The sequence below is a fragment of the Chryseobacterium rhizosphaerae genome, from assembly GCF_003385455.1.
GTDB classification, from domain to species: Bacteria; Bacteroidota; Bacteroidia; order Flavobacteriales; family Weeksellaceae; genus Chryseobacterium; species Chryseobacterium rhizosphaerae.
In genome coordinates this window covers 1-18,305 of sequence record NZ_QNUF01000003.1, presented here as the reverse complement: position 1 = coordinate 18,305, position 18,305 = coordinate 1, and the positions used below count along the sequence as shown (strand labels likewise).

Below are 18,305 nucleotides of genomic sequence, written 5' to 3'. Positions count from 1 at the left end.
ATTCACTATTTTTCTCAATTTTTATTATTTTCTCCTATTTCTTTTTCGTCTTTATTCTTGTCGCCAGTTTCATCTTTTTCTTCGATTCTTTCATCATCAAAAAGGATTCTGACAGCCGGAGATTCATCATCTTCAAACTGTCCTTTCCGGGCATACACTATAAATACGACCAAGAAAATCGCAGCTAAGGAAACACTGCAAACGATCATTAAATATAGAATATCCATTGGACAACAAAATTAACCTATTTTCGGGGTTCAAATTTAGTGAAAAATAATGACATTCATCACGAAATGCCGATTTCAGCTAATTTAAAATCAGTCTAAATAAGGGCTTTTAAGCGCGTTTTTTAAAATATTTTCGACCTAAAATCCAGGTAGAAAGTGTAGTGAAGGTAACCACAGTTATAGAGCTCGCCGGCATAATGATAGCAGCGAAAAGAGGGTGCATATGTCCTGTAACTGCGTAACTTAAACCAACTATATTGTACAGAAAACTGATTATGAATGTCATTTTCACAATGGTGATCGAGCCTTTACATACGTTCAGGTAATTGTCAAGACTGACTACTTTTTCACCATTCATAATAACATCTGAAGATGGGGTAAAGCTGTTGGTATCATCTGCAATGGCAATACCTACATTGCTCTGTTTCAGCGCACCGGCATCATTTAATCCATCTCCCAGCATGGCTACTTTCATATGCTGATCCTGAAGATTTTTAATATAATTCAGCTTATCTTCCGGACTTTGATTAAAGGCCATTCCTTTGTAGTTGGGGATAAGTTCCTGAAGTTGAGTTTCTTCTGAGGAGTTATCGCCACTAAGGATAAATATTTTGTAGTGGGTTAATTTATTGAATAAATCTTTAAGCCTAGGGCGGTATTCATTTTTGAAGATAAATTTTCCTAGAAACTGATCATTTTTACTAATGAAAACAGCGGTTTCAAGATTCTTTGGTTCCTGGTTATTATAACGTGCAGAACCTATTTTATAAAGATTTCCTCTTATGCTTGCTTCATATCCTTTTCCTGAAATCTCTTTGAAGTTTTCTACAGGGAAATAATTATCATTGACTTCTATGAATTCATAGAGTGATTTTGAGAGAGGGTGATTGGAGTTCTTTAATAATGTCTTGATATTTAGTAAGTCAAATTCAGCAATCTCAGAACCGTCATATTTGATATTAGACTTTTTTCTATGGGTAATTGTTCCTGTTTTGTCAAAAACAATGGTATCCAGTTTAGCAATTTTTTCAATTGTTAATGTATCTTTTACATAGAATTTATTTCTACCTAAAATCCTCATAATGTGACCGAAAGTAAACGGTGCGGACAGGGCGAGGGCACAAGGGCAGGCGATAATCAGAATTGCTGAGATAACCTGAAACATTTTTGATAAATCAATAAATGACCAATAAATTCCGGAAATGACGGCGATACCTAAAATAATGAATGTGAAGTATTTACTGATATTGTTGGTCAGGGTGTCAAGCCCCGTTTCATGCTTCTTAAAGGCTTCTTTATTCCAAAGCTGTGTCAGATAACTCTGGTCTACATCTTTAATAACTTCCAGTTCCAGAGATGATCCTACCTGTTTTCCACCGGCAAAAATCTTATCTCCCGGCTGTTTGCTGATGCTTTCACTTTCTCCGGTAATAAAACTGTTGTCTATATTTCCTTCACCATTGATCAGAATGGCATCTACCGGAATGATTTCCTGGTTTCTAACCAATATTCTGTCTCCTACTTTTACTTCAGAAAGCAGAATGTTGTCCTGTTTTCCTTCAAAGTCAACCTTCGTTACGGCAATAGGATAAAAAGATTTGTAATCTCTGTCGTACGAAAGGGCACTGTATGTTCTTTTTTGGAAAAGTTTACCCATCAGCATAAAGAATAGAAGGCCGCACAGTGTATCGAAATATCCCGGACCGTAGTCGGTAGCCACCTCATAAATACTCCTTCCGAAAAGAACAAATATTCCCAATACAATAGGAACATCAATATTGACGATTTTATTTTTTAAACCATACCATGCTGATTTATAGTAATCCGAAGCGGAATAAAATACAACGGGGCAGGCGAGTAAAAACATCAGTACTCTGAAAAGACCTTTATAATGTTCCATCCAGTAATCTTCACCTCCTACATATTCAGGAAAGGCAAGGAACATTCCGTTCCCAAATGCGAAACCTGCGATAGCAAATTTTACAAGAAGAGATTTGTCGAGATGATCAACATTTTTTTCGGCTGTTTCAAGACTGATGACCGGCTTGTATCCCAAATTAGTTAAAAAATTGGCAAGCTCGCTTAATGGTAAGTCTTTATGATTAAAAGAGATCTGTAGGGTCTTTCTTGTGAAATTAACCTGTGAATACTTAATGTACTTATTTAAGGTATGAAGGCTTTCCAGCAACCATATACATGAAGAACAGTGAATTACAGGGATTTTGAAAGTTACAAGACTGGTGTTTCCCTCAGAGAAGTCGGTGACCTTATCGAAAATTTCAGGGGTATCCAGGTAATCGAACTGTGTAGAGTTTTCATCACCGGGACGAATTCCGGCACCCTTATTAAGCTCGTAAAAGTTACTTAAATTGTTCGAATTCAGGATTTCGTAAACAGATTTACATCCGTTGCAACAGAAAGTCCTTTCATCAAACAAAATTCTCTCTTTTTCTATACCTTGACCACAATGAAAACAGTTCTCGCTCACCACCATAAAATATTGAACTACAAAATTATAACAATTTTTTTTGTTTATCGTGTTAAAAAGTTCTATTTTTGTGATAAATATCATATAAAATGCCGCAGGAACAACAGATAGCAATTGAAGAGAGGTTCGCCAGAGTTTTTAATGATAAATCATTTAAGGAAAGACTTTCTAGCGCAGATTTTGAAAAATATATTAATGGCAAAAAGAAATTAAGTTTTCAGAAACATGACACTATTTTTGAGGATGGAGAAACTCCAAAAGGAGTATTCGTTCTGGAAAAAGGTGCGGCCAAATTATCAAAATCAGGAGCATTCGGAAAAGATCAGATTTTAAGATTTATCAAAGAAGGGGATATCATCGGCTATCGTTCTTTGCTTTGTGGAGAAAACTTCCAAGCCAAAGCCGAAGCAATGACAGATATTGAATGTGTTTTTCTACCTGCAGATATCTTTATGTATCTCTTAGAGGTAGATCCACAGCTTTCTTTTGTCATGCTTCAAAAAATTTCATACGAATTAGGAGAATCTTCTAACACCATTACATTCCTTGCACAGAAAACCGTAAGAGAAAGATTGGCTGAAATACTGCTGCTTCTGGAGCAGAAGCTGGGAGTAGATCCGGAAGGCTTTATTAAGATTTCCCTGACAAGAGAAGAAATTGCCAATATTATTGGTACCGCTACAGAAAGTGCCATCCGTCTGATCTCAGAATTCAAACAGGATAGCCTGATTGAAGTAGACGGAAGAAATATCAAGATTTTAAATCACGACAAACTCATGAAACTCGGTCACGTAGTTTTATAAAAATCATACAAAATTTAAGTCGGCTGAAGGCCGACTTTTTAACTTTTAAAAATAGATAAATTATGTCTGTTCACTCTGAAATTAAAAAAGTTACGACTGAAACCTTGCGTAAAATGAAATTCGACAAGGAAAAAATAACAATGCTTACAGCCTATGACTTTACCACGGCAAAGATGGTAGATGCTGGCGGTGTAGATGCTATTTTGATTGGAGATTCTGCAGCGAATGTGATGGCTGGTTTTGAAACCACATTACCTATTACTCTGGATCAGATGATTTATCACGCTCAAAGTGTGGTAAGAGGAACTGATAGAGCGTTGGTCATTGCGGATCTGCCTTTCGGAACTTATCAGAGTAACCCTGAAAAAGCATTGGAATCTGCAGTAAGAATGATGAAGGAAGGAGGAGCCCATGCCGTAAAAATTGAAGGGGGAAAAGAAATTTCTAAATCAATAAAGAAAATTGTGAACGCAGGAATTCCTGTAATGGGACATTTGGGATTAACTCCACAATCTATTTATAAATTCGGAACCTATAAAGTAAGAGCAAAAGATGAAGCAGAAGCAGAGAAACTGATTGCTGATGCACAGCTTTTGGAAGAACTGGGATGTTTTTCTGTAGTCTTAGAGAAAATTCCTGCTGATCTGGCCAAAAGAGTAACGGAAAGTATTTCTATCCCTACTATTGGAATTGGTGCCGGAGCTGACTGTGACGGACAGGTTTTGGTCTATCATGATATGGTGGGAATGAATAAAGGATTCAGCCCGAAATTCTTAAGAAGATACCTTGATCTTTATACTGAAATAACGGGAGCTGTTGCTCAATACGTGAAAGATGTAAAGACTGTAGAATTTCCAAACGAAAACGAAAGTTATTAATCTATGCAAAATCAACAACAATCTATCCAGGGAATCTTATCTATCGCAGCACTTATTTGTCTTGCTATAGGCTGGTTTAATCTTTTTTCTCCGGAAATCAATCATCTGCTTTCCCGAAAAGTTTTTTATGTACTGATAGGAGCCAGTTTCTTTATCCAGGCTCCATTGCTTACCAATAAAAACTTTGTCTATGCCATGTATGCTGCGGCAGGAATTTGTGTTATCGGAGCCTTTCTACCTGAAGATTCAAAACTTTCAGCACTTAAAACCATTGGCCTTTTGGGGGGGATTATTCTTTCGCTGTCCAATAGAAGAAGATAGACTGAAGAATTATGAAGGAGCAGATTGTATATGAAGATAACCATCTTCTGGTGGTTAACAAAAAAGTCGGTCAACTTGTACAAGGAGATAAAACCGGCGATGAATCACTATTAGAATCTATAAAGAATTTTATAAAAATAAGAGATGCTAAGCCGGGGAATGTTTTTCTCGGCTTGGTTCATCGTATAGACCGTCCTACTTCAGGCTTGGTAATCTATGCTAAAACTTCCAAAGCACTTTCCCGCCTGACTCAAATGGTCAAAAACCGTGAGGTTAAAAAGACGTATTGGGCTGTGGTAGGAAAAGAAATGATTCCACAAAGCCAGAGGCTGGTTCATTACTTAAAGAAAAATGAAAAAAACAATAAAGCTATTGTTTTTCCAAAAGTGACAGAAGGAGCTAAAGAAGCGATTTTAACCTATCATGTTATTAAAACACTTGATAATTATATACTTCTTGAAATTGATCTGGAAACAGGCAGACATCATCAGATCCGTGCCCAATTATCTAAAACGGGAATTCCCATCAAAGGAGATCTTAAATATGGGGCACCCCGTTCCAATCCTGACGGAGGAATTAATCTTCATGCAAGAAAATTGGAGTTCATTCATCCGGTAACCAAAGAAAAGATCGAAATTACAGCACCTGTTCCGCAAAATGATGCAATCTGGAGAGCTTGTGAGTAGTAAAAAAAACTAAAATACATGAAAATTCAATTATTGTGCTTTGCCATATTAATGGCTTTTGCATCTTGTTCTAGTAATAATGATGAAATATTGACAGAAAATCCACAGCAAAGAACTGTGGATCGCCCTAATAAAATATCCTGGAACTTTCCGGTTTTATCACCTAATGGGGTGGGAAATATGACAGACCCTAATATCTATTTTGAATATGATTCTCAGGGAAGGGTTGTTAAAAAAGTGGGAGGTTTTATATTTATTGATCCTAATACAGGATATAACCCTACACATTTTTCTAAAGACATTTATACCAGTGTTTCCTATAATGGGAATATAATTTCTATTTCTACATTCAGCAGTAGTCCTGACTATATTGTCCCAATCAATAAAAGAACATTTGAAGTTGACAATCAGGGAAGAATAATGAAATCTATTATTCCTTCAGTAGATAATCCGTATTTTGATAAACATCTGAATTATAGTTATGATTCATCTGGGAAACTCATTGAAATTTTAACAACTTTTCCAAACATGCCTTATGATCCGACTGACCCTGATGACTTTATTTGGACGATAGCTAAAAGATTTACTTATGATAATATAGGAAATCTGAAAAAATCTGTTGAAGTAGAAAGGCATAATAACGTCGATTTTTACATAGAAAATACAGTAGAGTTCGGTAATTTTGATACAGCCCCCAATCCTTTTAAAAAGCTGCAGATTTTTGAAGAATACTTTTATTTTTCACTATCAAAAAATAACTTTCAGAAAGAGGTAAAACTATATAACAGTGGAATTGGAGAATCAAAATGGGTGAATCAGTATGACTCTAATGGAAATGTAAAACTTTACTATTAAAAATAATTAGTACAGATAAATAGACCATCTCAATTTTGAGGTGGTTTTTTGTTTAAGGAAAATTCAATTTTGCCTGTTCTGAAAAAATACCTACCTTCGTCCCAGACTTTAGGGGTGTCTGTTGACCAACAGACTGAGACTTTACCCTTTGAACCTGATCTGGATTATACCAGCGTAGGGAAAAGCAGATGACTTTTGCTGTGCATTCTATTGTACAATAATGGCCATTCCTAAAGTATATTTAAATTATTAGGAATGGAACTTATAATCAACCACACCCGAAAAACATTTGATATACTTCCCGATAATCTGGAAGCATTACTGGCTATGGAACTCCCCGGAAAGAAAAAAGGGATTGCTGTAGCTGTAAACAACCGTATTATTCCACTGTCCGCCTGGGCAGAGACATTTCTCAAAGATCAAGATTCAGTTTTAATCATTACTGCCACTCAAGGCGGCTAATTTTCATATTTAATACCAATATTTATGGCTCATTCAATTACGTGTTCGCCATTTCCGAACTCAAAGAAAATCTATGTTGAAGGAACAATACATCCTATCAATGTAGCAATGCGTGAAATAGCACTTAGTCCTACCAAGCTTACGAAAGGAGGCTTTGAAGACAATGCTCCTGTAACGGTTTACGATACTTCAGGTCCTTATACGGATGTCAATGCAGAAATTGATATTCAAAAAGGGCTTCCGAGAATAAGAGAACAATGGATTTTAGACAGAAAAGATGTAAACATCCTGAGTGGAATATCATCTGAATATGGAAAAGCCCGTTTAGCAGATCCACGTCTTGATGAATTGCGTTTTTCTTATGATCACAGACCAAAAGTTGCCCAGGAAGGTAAGGAACTTACCCAGCTGTATTATGCAAAACAGGGAATCATCACCGCTGAAATGGAGTATGTGGCGATTAGAGAGAACCAACGTATTGAACAGCTTGGAACGGTTTCAAAAGAGATGGCTTTTCAGCATACGGGAAACAGTTTTGGCGCGAATACTCCGAAAGGTAAAATCACTCCGGAATTTGTAAGAGATGAAATTGCAGCAGGAAGAGCTATTATTCCCAATAATATCAATCACCCGGAAAGCGAACCCATGATCATTGGGAGGAATTTTTTGGTAAAGATTAATGCGAATATAGGAAACAGTGCTGTTTCTTCGAGCATCGATGAAGAGGTAGAGAAAGCAGTATGGGCCTGCCGATGGGGAGCTGATACCATCATGGACCTCTCCACAGGAAAGAATATCCATGAAACAAGAGAATGGATTATCAGAAACAGCCCGGTGCCTATCGGTACAGTTCCTATTTATCAGGCATTGGAAAAAGTAAAAGGAGTGCCTGAAGATCTTACATGGGAAGTTTTTAAAGATACTCTGATCGAGCAGGCAGAACAGGGAGTTTCTTATTTTACCATTCATGCCGGAGTTTTATTAAGGTATATTCATTTGACAGTCAATAGAGTAACGGGAATTGTGTCCAGGGGAGGTTCTATCATGGCTAAATGGTGCCTTTTCCATCATAAAGAAAACTTTTTATATACCCATTTTGAAGAGATCTGTGAGATCATGAAGAAGTATGATGTCGCTTTTTCTCTTGGGGATGGTCTTCGTCCCGGATCCATAGCGGATGCTAATGATGCCGCACAATTTGCTGAACTGGAAACTTTGGGAGAGCTGACAAAAATTGCATGGAAACATAATGTACAGGTAATGATTGAAGGTCCCGGCCACGTTCCAATGCATATGATTAAAGAAAATATGGATAAACAGCTGGAAGAATGCCACGAAGCTCCATTTTATACATTAGGCCCTTTGACAACAGATATCGCACCGGGTTATGATCATATTACTTCAGGAATTGGAGCAGCAATGATTGGATGGTTCGGATGTGCCATGCTTTGTTATGTAACTCCAAAAGAACATTTAGGTCTTCCGAATAAAAAAGACGTTAAAGATGGGGTAATCACTTATAAACTGGCTGCGCATGCTGCAGATCTGGCAAAAGGACATCCCGGATCACAATACAGGGATAATGCATTAAGTAAAGCCAGGTTTGAATTCAGATGGGAAGATCAGTTTAATCTTTCGCTGGATCCGGATACGGCAAGAGCTTATCATGATGAGACTCTTCCTGCAGAAGGAGCAAAAATTGCCCACTTCTGTTCTATGTGCGGACCAAAATTCTGCTCTATGAAAATCACTCAGGAAATCAGGGAATCCGCAGAACAAGGAATGCTGGACAAGTCTCAGGAATTTATCGAAAAAGGGAAGGAAATTTATATATGATCCTTGTGATTACTCCTGAACAGAAATTTCCCAATGAAGCTGAGATTATTAATCAGATGTTTCAAGAAGGTCTGGATTTACTTCATATTAGAAAACCTGGGATCAGCAAAAGTGAATTGACTGCTTTTATCAGCAATATTGATCAGTCTTTTTATCCTCAATTGGTTTTGCATACGCATTATGAGCTTGGAAAAGAACATAATATATCACGGTTTCATTATAGGGAAGCTGATCGGGAAGAAAAGAAATACAAACCTGTGGTGGAAGAGCATACAATATCAACCTCAGTACATGATATCAGAGTATATAACAGGTTAGAAAAAGAATGGGAATATGCTTTCATAAGCCCATTCTTTCCAAGTATTTCTAAAAAAGGATATGGTGAAAATACAACTGTTATGGAGGATATAAACTCCCGGAATAATGAGCATGTAAAACTGATTGCTTTAGGAGGCATTGATGTGGAGAATATTCAGAAAGTTTTTGATGCCGGTGCAGATGGAGCTGCTTTGCTTGGCGGTATCTGGGAACGTGAAGAACCATTAGAAGCTTTTATGAAATGCAGAAAAAAGTCTTTTTATAATTAAAAAACGGATCCCTCTTTAGCGGGATACTTACTAACTATGGAAAAATTACAATACATATCACAGGGAGATACAAAAGAAGAGCAGGAGCTAAATATCAGGAAAGCTTTAGACCATGGAGTAAAATGGGTACAGGTGCGATGGAAAAATGCTCCAGAAAGAGAATTGACCGGTCTTTGTGAAATTGCAAAACAGCTATGTTCAGAATATGAGGCGGTCTCTATTATTAATGATAATGTGCAGCTAGCAAAGGAGATTGATGCAGATGGTGTTCATTTGGGATTGAATGACGGATCTGTTATAGAAGCAAGACTGGTTTTGGGAGAGCATAAAATAATCGGGGGGACGGCAAATACAATAGCTGATGTTCTTCAAAGGATGCATGAGCCGTGTAACTATATTGGTTTAGGACCATTAAGGTTTACAGCTACCAAAGAAAAACTGAGCCCCGTTCTGGGCTTTGAAGGATATCAGAAGATCATTGATCACCTGAAAGAAAGATCCTTAGAGATTCCTAAAATATTTGCCATTGGAAGTGTTACCCTTGAAGATATTGTACCACTACAGCAAATCGGGATTTATGGGATTTCCGTTTCAGGAGAGATTACAAAACAACCATCTATTATTAACACATTAAAAAAGGTAATGATATACAATTGCCAGTAACGAAACTTTTAGACAAGTAAAGAAAAGTCTAAAATAAAGACTGTACTTCTTGGGAAAAAAAATAGAGAATATGAATAATCAAAAATTGATAATAGCAGACAGGACCTTTGAATCAAGATTGTTTTTAGGAACAGGAAAATTCGGACGTCTTAGAGATATGACATCATCTGTTGTCGCTTCAGGAACAGATATGGTGACCATGGCATTGAAAAGAATTGACGCGCAGTCGGCAGAAGACGATTTGCTTGAGTCATTAAGAGAAACCCATGTTCATCTTCTTCCTAATACTTCAGGGGCCAGAACGGCAAAAGAGGCCGTATTAGCAGCCCAATTAGCCAGAGAAGCACTGGAGACCAATTGGGTGAAACTGGAAATTCATCCTGATCCCAAATATTTGCTGCCTGATCCTATTGAAACCTTGTACGCTACGGAAGAGCTTGCAAAACTGGGATTTATAGTGATGCCTTATATCCATGCAGATCCCGTTTTATGTAAACGTCTTGAAGATGCCGGAACAGCTGTGGTTATGCCCTTAGGAGCACCTATCGGAACCAATAAAGGGTTAAGAACATTAGATTTTTTAGAAATTATCATCAGCCAAAGTAATGTACCCGTTGTTGTAGATGCAGGAATAGGAGCACCTTCTGATGCTGCAAAAGCAATGGAAATGGGGGCAGATGCCGTTCTTGTGAACACGGCTATTGCTGTAGCAAGAAATCCGGTTAATATGGCAGTTGCATTTAAAGAAGGGGTTATTGCCGGAAGAAGAGCCTTTGAATCCGGGTTGGGAGCAATTGCCGATCATGCAGAAGCATCAAGTCCTCTTACTTCCTTTTTATTTGAATAAAATCATGATATGAAAAGCTTTAAAGATGTTTTTGAACAATTTCAATGGGATGAGGTAAAGAATAAGCTTGAAAAAGTAAGTCTGTCTGATGTTCAAATCAGCCTTCAGAAAAAAAATAAAACCCTTGAAGACTTTCTGAACCTGCTTTCTCCGGCTGCCGCTTCAGAATTGGAACAGATGGCTAGAATGACACAGGCGCTAACTCAAAAACGTTTTGGGAAAACCATTCAGTTATATGCACCCCTGTATCTCAGCAATGAATGTCAGAATATCTGTACCTATTGCGGCTTCAGTCTGGATAATAACTTAAAGAGGAAAACACTATCCGATACAGAACTCATGGTAGAGGCTTCGGTACTAAAGTCTATGGAAGTGAATCATATATTGCTGGTAAGCGGAGAAGCTAATAAAATAGTGGGGGTTCCTTATTTTCAGAATGCGGTCCGTTTATTAAGACCACATTTTTCCAATATTTCCATCGAAGTACAGCCTTTAGCAGAAGAGGAATATAAACTTTTGCATGAAGAGGGAGTCCATTCGGTATTGGTATATCAGGAAACTTATCATCAGGAAGTATATAAAGAATACCATCCGAAAGGAAAGAAATCCAATTTTGATTTTCGTCTGGATACCCCGGATAGAATAGGGAGGTCAGGTATTCATAAAATAGGACTGGGAGTTCTGCTAGGGCTGGAAGATTGGCGGGTAGACAGTTTTTTCAATGCATTGCACATAGATTATCTTCAGAAGCAGTACTGGAAAAGTAAATTTTCAGTTTCATTTCCCAGGCTGAGACCCGCAGAGGGAATTATTGAACCCAATTTTATAATGGAAGATAAAGATCTGCTTCAGCTGATCTGTGCCTACAGAATATGGAATGAAGACCTTGAAATCTCAATCTCTACCAGGGAAAATGAAGTTTTCAGAAATAATATTGTGTCTCTGGGAGCTACCGCGATGAGTGCAGGATCCAAAACCAATCCCGGAGGATATTCTGTGGACAAAGAATCTTTGGAACAGTTTGAAACCAGTGATGAACGGAGTATGGAGGAGATCAGGAATATGATTAGAAAATCAGGGTATGATCCTGTCATGAAAGACTGGGATTCCATATATAGCGGTGTTTAAATGGTAAATATGTTAATGACCAACGATGAAAAACGAAGATACATTTGCGAGATACAGCCGTCAGATCTTTATTGAGGAAATAGGACTGGAAGGACAAAAGAAAATAATGGCTTCAAAAGTTCTTGTCATAGGAGCGGGAGGTCTGGGAAGTCCTATTATCCAATACTTGGCTGCCGCTGGAGTAGGTAGTTTAGCTGTGATGGATTTTGATCATCTGGAGATTCATAACCTAAACCGGCAGGTAATCCATAATGAAAATAATATGGGAATGCCTAAAGTAAAAAGCGCAGAAATATTTGTGAAAAACCTCAATCATCAGGTAGCGTTTATGGGGATCAACGAGAAAATTAATGCTTCAAATGCAGAACAAGTGCTGTCTCAATATGATGTAGTAGTAGATGGTTCCGATAATTTCTCAACAAGATATCTGGTGAATGATACCTGTGTAAAGCTGGAAAAAACATTGGTCTATGGAAGTATTCTTGGCTTCTCAGGACAGCTGGCGGTATTCAATCATAAAGGAAGCAAAAACCTGCGCGATCTGTTTCCGGAACCTCCTTTTGATGAAGATATGCCGGATTGTGACAGCCTTGGAGTATTGGGTGCTTTACCGGGAATCGTTGGAAGTATGATGGCTCTTCAGGTTCTGAAAATAATCAGCGGGCTTCCCGTGAATCTGAACCAGCTAACACTCATTGATACATTGGATTGGAGGTTTCAAACACTGGATTTTTAGGAATAGGTCTTAGCTCATTGATCAATAAAATATCATTTCCATTGGCTTCATTCTAAACTTAGATTTCCACAAATCTTGCAGATACCTGTTGTGTCACGTAAAAAGCGAAAAGTAGATAAAAAAAAGACAGTGAAATAATCACTGTCTTTTAATTTTTAACAAATTTATTTATTGTCCCTGCTGCATGACACCGGTATCTTCTTTTTTAGTTTGGTTTAAGATATTGGGATCTTCTTTTGCCAGTTTGTTTCTGGTAGGAATTTTATAATTGATTGAAAAACCGAAGTTTCTTGAATCATATTTAGATCGTATCATAACCCTTTCTCCCTCAGGTGGGCTGGAATAAGCCTGCATCACCTGGCTGTTGAAAATATCATTAGCAAATACGGAAACCGTAAGGCGCTTGTCCAAAAACTTTTTAGTCAGTGTAATATTAAGGGAGTTATTGAACGGTTTATCTGCTGTAAAATAGAAATATCCTCCTTTGGGTGTTAAATAGCTGTAATTAACATTCATATTGATTTCCTTAGGAAGGATAATTTGAGTCATCACATTAAAAATCCAAAACCCTTTATTGTTGAGGTTTTCAATGTCATGTTTCTGATATCCTGCATACAGATACATAAAGTTGATTTTATCAGGATTAAAATTAAACTTCATGATTTCACTTATCGGTTTGCTGAATATCATAAAAGGAATAGGAAGACCTACATTGAAATTGTGGATTTTCATATTAGAAATATTAATCTGCTCATTGTACAGATTTTTACCGTCTTTTCTGATAATCTGTGCAACCTGGTTGCTTGCCGAACTTACACTATAGCCGATAAATGCATAATCAAAAGCAGAAACCTTAAGCTCATAGTTATCAAAAATGGTCGGCTGAAGATTCGGGTTACCGGTTATTTGGGTATTGGGACCTGCAAATGTGGTATTGTTGGGGTTAAGAGCAGAAATACTCGGTAAACTGATTTTTCTGTTATAGTTTGCCGCAACATACACCTGATTCATCATGCTATACTGAATGCTGGCATTTGGGAAAAACTTAAACTTATTAAAAGGAATTAAATCATCCTGAACAAGTTTTTTATCTTTGTTAATGTATCTTGTTACTCCGGAAATATCATAGTTTTCAGCACGTCCTCCTAATGTAAAATCAAACTTCTTCAGTTTTGCCTGAAATTCTAAATAGGTAGATGCGGTTTGTCTTTGATATTCTAAATTGGTCAATCCAAAGCTTTTAGTATCATAATCCTGTCTTTCATATAACCCTCCTGCACTTAGCTTTCCACCATCAAGAAGCTTAATGGGTTGTGAGTAATCAACTTTGAAGTTGGCTATTCTCATATCCGATTTGTTGTTGAGAATATCATTGCCTCCTGCATAGGTAAAAGGTTTCCCATTTTCTGTATAAAAACCTTCCCGAAAGAAATTATCCTGAGAAAACTTGGTATCAGACTTTGTATAGCCAAACTGAAAATCCAGCTTTTGGGACTTGTCTGCAAAACGCTTTTGATAGGTCACCACAGCTTCCTGTCTCAGGCTGTTGGTACGTGCTGCATCAAAAGCATCAAATTTAGCTTCCTTATAAACATCAGGATCCTGGCTGACAAGGAGATCAGCAAGACCATTACTTAGAGTATAGTTATCATTATTATTGTGGTAAATGTCGTAGTTAAGCAATAATCTGTCCTGCCCAAGCTCAAAGGTTACCCCTGATTTTGCAAAATATCCACGTGCATATCGGTCCGTATTTCCAGACAGAAGGTTGTCCTGCTGAGTATTAAGCATACTTTCACGATAGTTTTGGCCAACATTAAGCTGCCATCCGAAGAGTTTATTTCTGGCGTTGAGGTTAATTGAGTTAGTTACCCTGTTTCTATACTTATCATAGTTTGTGAACGTATAATTCCCGGAATAAGTAGCTGTTAAGTATTTATTGGCATTTTTATTCGTAACAATATTCATGATGGCTCCTCCGGAGGTTGCCGGAAATTCTGCGCCTGGTTGGGTAATCACCTCAATTTTCTCTACAGAATTGGCAGGCATGCCTTCAAGAAATGAGTTTAATTCATTAGAAGTAATGTTTAAAGGTCTTCCGTTAAGATAAACATCCAGCATTTTTCCCTGATACATCATTCCCGCGATGTCTGTGGCTACAAGTCCCGGAAGTTTTTTAATCCCTTCCAATACATTCCCGTTGTTGAGCTGAGGCTGTTCAGAGAAATCAAAAACAGTACGGTCTGCTTTTTGTTCAACTGCTTTTTTAGTTTTGGTGATCACTACACCGTCAATTTGTTTTTCTTTAGGCTGGTTATTATTTTTTTCCTGAGAAAAAATTAAAACCGAGCTTACAAGTGATAAAGCGAATACAGTTTTTTTCATAATGTTTTTTACTACTATTCCGTTAGACGCTCAAAAGGAGAATTTGTTACGATAAAATGATGGAAATTAATTTTTTATGTCAAATATTTTTTTATTTCTGAAATAATTATATCTTTGCCAGGTAATTATCAAGAATCTCTAGATGGGATAGCAACCTGCAAAAACAAGCAAGGTGCTGCAATCGATAAGCCGGATCTTCCGGAAAAAATGTTTATCATTCTATCATTTCTCCCATCTTGAATTTTTGTTTTAAAGTTAAAATCAATGTTTAAAGACACGGGAAATCTCATTACACATGTCAATTTTTATTCCTCAGATCATGAAGACGGGCTTCATTACTCTGATATCTTCTCATGCCATTTCTATATGGGCATGTGTTGTTGTTGCTAGCCTTTTCCATTTCTAAAAAATAATACTAACATTTCAAACATTTATGCTAACCTTAAAATTTAAGGTTACAGGATTTGTAGTGCTTAAAAGTAAATCCTCACAACAAAAAAATAAAACACATGTATCATTTCAATAAAAAAATCCTTATCACTTCAGCTGCCTTTATTACAACATTTTATTACGCGCAGTCTGATACAGTACAGTCCAAAAAAATAGACGATGTGGTCATCCTGGGATCACGAGGTTCCGGAAGATCATTAACTGATACTCCGGTTCCGGTAGATATCATTAATATTTCAAAAATTCTAAAACAAAGTCCTGTCAATAATATCAGTCAGGCTTTAAACTATATCGTTCCCTCATTTTCATCTACTTCACATACTGTTAATGATGGTACTGATTTCGTGGATCCTGCCCTTTTAAGAGGTTTGGGTCCGGATCAGGTTTTGGTGTTGCTAAACGGAAAAAGACGATATCAGTCTTCTTTGATTAACGTAACACTTACTCCGGGAAGAGGTTCTGTAGGAACCGACCTTAATGCAATTCCTGCTTTTGCTTTAGATAAGATAGAGGTGCTAAGGGATGGCGCTTCCGCTCAATATGGATCTGATGCCATTGCCGGTGTTGTTAACCTGGGGCTGAAAAAAAGATTGGGACTTTCCGGACAGGTATTTTTAGGAGGATATGCTTCACCTGTTGCTAATAATTTTTCGGGAGGAGTTGACGGGCAGACCATTTCTGTGGATCTTAATTACGGAGCAAAAATCGGAAAAGCCGGTTTTTTTAATATTACAACCTCCGCACAATACCGCGATCCTTATTCCAGAGCAGGTGTTCGGGAAGGAGATATTTTCAATGCTTACAACGCTGTCAATTACAGAGCTTTGCAGGATGGTGTTAATATTGATGGGCTGTATAAGAATATCAAAAACACGTCCAATACCCAGCAGATCATCAGTACCATTAAACAATATGCAACAAAAGTAGATTATTTCTCCTCCGGTTTTCAGTCTCAGATTTCCAATGCAAACAGTATTTCTGACCTTCAGGGGCTATTAGGTGGTGATTTTACCAGTCAGGAGCTTGCTTACAGGGGACTGGAAAGAAAAGACTTCAGTCTTAGAGCCGGGCAGTCTAAATTACAGTCGGTACAGCTTTTCTTTAATTCTGAAATACCGGTTAATGACGATTGGAAAGTCTATTCTTTTGGGGGATACAGCTACCGTATTGGAAATGCTGGTGGTTTTTATCGTCTTCCAAATAACGAAAGAAACATCAATGCGGTTACTCCTAATGGATATCTGCCTCAGATTGAAGCGACAGTAAATGATTATTCCCTTGCAGCAGGAATTAAAGGAAAATGGAATGGCTGGAACGTAGATTTCAGTAATACATTTGGGAAAAATGCCTTTAGCTTTGGTGTTGTGAATACCTTTAATGCCTCTCTGACAGACCATTCTCCAAGAAGTTTTGAAGCTGGAGGATCTGAGTTTTCACAGAATACGGTCAATCTTGATTTTTCGAAGAAATATAATGTATTGCATGGCCTTAACCTCGCGTTTGGAGGAGAATACAGATATGAAAACTACAAAGTAAACGCCGGAAAGGAAAACTCTTATGCTTCTTATGATATTTTTGGGAATGTGGTTACTGCCAATACACCTGAAAATGAAAAAGTAACAGACTTTTTTGGAAATATAAGACCGGCAGGAGCTCAGGTTTTTCCTGGTTTCAGTCCTGAAAATGCTGTTTCCGGAAGTCGGAATAGTGTTGCGGCCTACGCTGATGTGGAGCTTGAAGTAACAGACAGATGGTTACTGGAAGGTGCTCTGCGCTATGAAAACTATTCAGACTTTGGATCTACATTTAATTATAAGCTGGCAACAAATGTAAAACTGGCACCCAATTTCAATTGGAGAGGTGCCGTATCTACAGGATTTAGAGAACCTTCTTTAGCTCAGATTTATTATAGTTCTACTTCCACATTGATTCAGCAAGGAAAAACAACACAGGTAGGTACTTTCAGGAATAATTCTGAGGCAGCACAGGCTCTTGGTATTCCAAAATTAAAGCAGGAAACATCACAATCCTACAGTACGGGAATTACATGGAGAATTCCGGCATTAAGCCTGGCATTCACAGCGGATGTATATTATATAAAAATAAAAAACAGGGTGGTCCTTACAGACCTTTTCTTCCGTCCTAATGGTAGCTTTACCCCAGGTTCAGATCAGGCAGTTCTTCAGGATGCTTTCGACGTGGCAAGAGCAAGCGCTGCTAATTTTTTTGCCAATGCTGTGGATTCTCAGACAAAAGGACTAGATATTACAGTTTCTCAGACTTCGAAAATTTCATCAGGTGTTTCCCTGGAAAATAATTTGGGCATTAACCTGAACCAAACCAAAAGAATTGGAGATATCCACGCATCCCCGAAATTAGTAAGCCAGATAGATAATTATTTTTCTGAGCCGAACAGAGTCTATTTTGAAGAGGCTGTACCCCGGATAAAAGCAACATTATCCAACACCCTGAAATTATCAGACTTTAGCCTTGTACTTCGAAATTCTTTTTTCGGTAAAGTGACAGATGCAGATGTTGTGGATGCCAATTTTGATGGCATCACAGAAAGCGGGGAGCATTTTGTACTAAATAGCCGCTTTGTAACGGATCTTTCGGTGGGGTATGATTTTAATAAGAATATTTCAGCAACCGTTGGAAGTAATAATCTCTTCAATATACTTCCTTCCAAAAGCCCTAATATAAGCTCATTAACGGCAGATAATCAGTTTGTCTATTCCAGACAGGTTTCTCAGTATGGTATCGGAGGACGCTTTGTGTTTGCGAGAGTAGAATTTAAATTTTAGACAGAAGACAGCAAAAAGCAGAGACTTAATCTCTGCTTTTTTTGTTTGAATTGTCCCGTCCTGAAATAAGTTGACAATTACTCAACTTATATTATGAAAGATCAAGAATTAAAAAAGGAAAAGCGTACTCAAAGAGATTACAGTATTGG

The 18,305-nt window shown here is 37.6% G+C and carries 16 protein-coding genes and 2 riboswitches; of the genes, 13 read left to right on the top strand and 3 right to left on the bottom strand.

Annotated elements, in window-relative coordinates; genetic code table 11:
• Window positions 1-14 precede the first annotated feature (14 nt).
• Together ccoS and DRF57_RS03050 are read right to left on the bottom strand one after the other, a co-directional pair.
• Complete coding sequence (gene ccoS, locus DRF57_RS03055) at window positions 15-227, bottom strand: cbb3-type cytochrome oxidase assembly protein CcoS (RefSeq protein ID WP_047491719.1); 213 nt, start codon at window positions 225-227, stop codon at window positions 15-17.
• 109 nt (window positions 228-336) lie between these two features.
• Window positions 337-2,715: a heavy metal translocating P-type ATPase gene (locus tag DRF57_RS03050; protein ID WP_047491972.1), complete on the bottom strand. Its 2,379-nt coding sequence runs from the start codon at window positions 2,713-2,715 to the stop codon at window positions 337-339.
• An 89-nt stretch (window positions 2,716-2,804) separates the two neighbouring features.
• Here DRF57_RS03050 and DRF57_RS03045 point away from each other — a divergent pair, with 89 nt between their 5' ends.
• The 12 genes from DRF57_RS03045 (at window position 2,805) to DRF57_RS02990 (ending at window position 12,517) form a co-directional block, all read left to right on the top strand.
• A complete protein-coding gene (locus DRF57_RS03045) occupies window positions 2,805-3,518 on the top strand; it encodes a Crp/Fnr family transcriptional regulator (RefSeq protein WP_034692595.1) in 714 nt (237 codons plus the stop codon).
• A 62-nt stretch (window positions 3,519-3,580) separates the two neighbouring features.
• The gene (gene panB, locus DRF57_RS03040; protein ID WP_047491717.1) at window positions 3,581-4,396 is read left to right on the top strand and encodes a 3-methyl-2-oxobutanoate hydroxymethyltransferase; all 816 of its coding nucleotides are present in this window, start codon (window positions 3,581-3,583) and stop codon (window positions 4,394-4,396) included.
• Between the two features lie 3 nt (window positions 4,397-4,399).
• The gene (locus tag DRF57_RS03035; protein ID WP_047491714.1) at window positions 4,400-4,717 is read left to right on the top strand and encodes a hypothetical protein; all 318 of its coding nucleotides are present in this window, start codon (window positions 4,400-4,402) and stop codon (window positions 4,715-4,717) included.
• 8 nt (window positions 4,718-4,725) lie between these two features.
• Window positions 4,726-5,403 carry an RluA family pseudouridine synthase gene (locus tag DRF57_RS03030; RefSeq protein WP_047491712.1) on the top strand — a complete coding sequence of 226 codons (678 nt, stop codon included), beginning with the start codon at window positions 4,726-4,728 and terminating at the stop codon, window positions 5,401-5,403.
• Window positions 5,404-5,421: 18 nt separating this feature from the next.
• A complete protein-coding gene (locus DRF57_RS03025) occupies window positions 5,422-6,258 on the top strand; it encodes a hypothetical protein (RefSeq protein ID WP_123863271.1) in 837 nt (278 codons plus the stop codon).
• Window positions 6,259-6,358: 100 nt separating this feature from the next.
• Window positions 6,359-6,456, top strand: a riboswitch (TPP riboswitch).
• A 57-nt stretch (window positions 6,457-6,513) separates the two neighbouring features.
• Entirely contained in the window at window positions 6,514-6,720 is a 207-nt protein-coding gene (gene thiS, locus DRF57_RS03020; protein WP_047491705.1) for a sulfur carrier protein ThiS, read from the top strand.
• Window positions 6,721-6,744: 24 nt separating this feature from the next.
• Entirely contained in the window at window positions 6,745-8,556 is a 1,812-nt protein-coding gene (gene thiC, locus DRF57_RS03015; RefSeq protein WP_084087042.1) for a phosphomethylpyrimidine synthase ThiC, read from the top strand.
• A complete protein-coding gene (locus DRF57_RS03010) occupies window positions 8,553-9,143 on the top strand; it encodes a thiamine phosphate synthase (RefSeq protein WP_115916859.1) in 591 nt (196 codons plus the stop codon). The genes thiC and DRF57_RS03010 overlap by 4 nt, the downstream gene beginning before the upstream one ends.
• Window positions 9,144-9,179: 36 nt before the next feature.
• A complete protein-coding gene (locus tag DRF57_RS03005) occupies window positions 9,180-9,806 on the top strand; it encodes a thiamine phosphate synthase (RefSeq protein WP_115916857.1) in 627 nt (208 codons plus the stop codon).
• Window positions 9,807-9,876: 70 nt separating this feature from the next.
• On the top strand, window positions 9,877-10,653 hold the full coding sequence (locus DRF57_RS03000) for a thiazole synthase (protein ID WP_115916855.1): 777 nt from the start codon (window positions 9,877-9,879) through the stop codon (window positions 10,651-10,653).
• 9 nt (window positions 10,654-10,662) lie between these two features.
• The gene (thiH, locus tag DRF57_RS02995; protein ID WP_115916853.1) at window positions 10,663-11,781 is read left to right on the top strand and encodes a 2-iminoacetate synthase ThiH; all 1,119 of its coding nucleotides are present in this window, start codon (window positions 10,663-10,665) and stop codon (window positions 11,779-11,781) included.
• A 25-nt stretch (window positions 11,782-11,806) separates the two neighbouring features.
• Complete coding sequence (locus tag DRF57_RS02990) at window positions 11,807-12,517, top strand: HesA/MoeB/ThiF family protein (protein WP_047491689.1); 711 nt, start codon at window positions 11,807-11,809, stop codon at window positions 12,515-12,517.
• A 168-nt stretch (window positions 12,518-12,685) separates the two neighbouring features.
• On the opposite strand, the gene DRF57_RS02985 is transcribed toward DRF57_RS02990, so the two are convergent.
• Window positions 12,686-14,902, bottom strand: a complete 2,217-nt coding sequence (locus DRF57_RS02985; protein ID WP_115916851.1) for an outer membrane beta-barrel family protein — start codon at window positions 14,900-14,902, stop codon at window positions 12,686-12,688.
• A gap of 120 nt (window positions 14,903-15,022) precedes the next feature.
• Window positions 15,023-15,120, top strand: a riboswitch (SAM-I-IV-variant riboswitch).
• A gap of 291 nt (window positions 15,121-15,411) precedes the next feature.
• On the opposite strand from DRF57_RS02985, the gene DRF57_RS02980 reads away from it, so the two are divergent.
• Complete coding sequence (locus DRF57_RS02980; protein ID WP_115916849.1) at window positions 15,412-18,156, top strand: TonB-dependent receptor plug domain-containing protein; 2,745 nt, start codon at window positions 15,412-15,414, stop codon at window positions 18,154-18,156.
• Window positions 18,157-18,305: the final 149 nt, after the last annotated feature.